This window comes from Streptomyces sp. NH27 (assembly GCF_056859195.1).
On the sequence record NZ_JACEGK010001066.1, the window covers coordinates 1 to 537 of the forward strand.

1 protein-coding gene is annotated in these 537 nt (G+C 73.0%); it reads right to left on the reverse strand.

The features are described from left to right. Positions 1-215 precede the first annotated feature (215 nt). On the reverse strand, positions 216-537 hold a 322-nt coding region (locus AC13HU_RS38040; RefSeq protein ID WP_483046558.1), incomplete at its 5' end, for a WYL domain-containing protein.

Genomic DNA, 537 nt, shown 5'->3' on the forward strand with positions numbered 1-537 from the left:
GGTACCACCGCTACGGCTTCGGCAAGGCTCCGAATCGAGCTCCGAGCGAGCGCAAGGACTGACCGAAAACCGATGGGCCTCCGTGTGCCGCGCCTCACTATGGGTGACGACTTCCGAGGGGGAGGTGGCGACATGAGCGTCGCGTACGAAGACCACTACGGGCCGTGGACCACCGAGGACGTGCTCGCGCTGGGGGAGGACCGCGGACAGCGGACTCAGGAAGGGTCTTCGGTCAGGGTGGAGACGCCGGTGATGCGGTGGAGGGCGAAGGTGCGGGTCTCGTCGGCGGTGTGGTCGTAGGCCGTGACGTAGCCGCCTTCGACGCGGAGCGGGGCGATGACGCGCTGGGTGGCGGCGCCCTCGGCGTTGACGTAGCCGATCCAGAGGGACGCGCCGGTGAGGGCGGCGGCCTGCACGGTGGCGAGGGTGTCGGCGGCGGGGGTGCGGGGCAGGCCGCCGTCGCGTGCGGCGGGGGCGCTGCGGGGGACGGTGGCGGCGCGGTCGCCGGCCCGGATCGCCTTGACCGCGAGGCCGAGG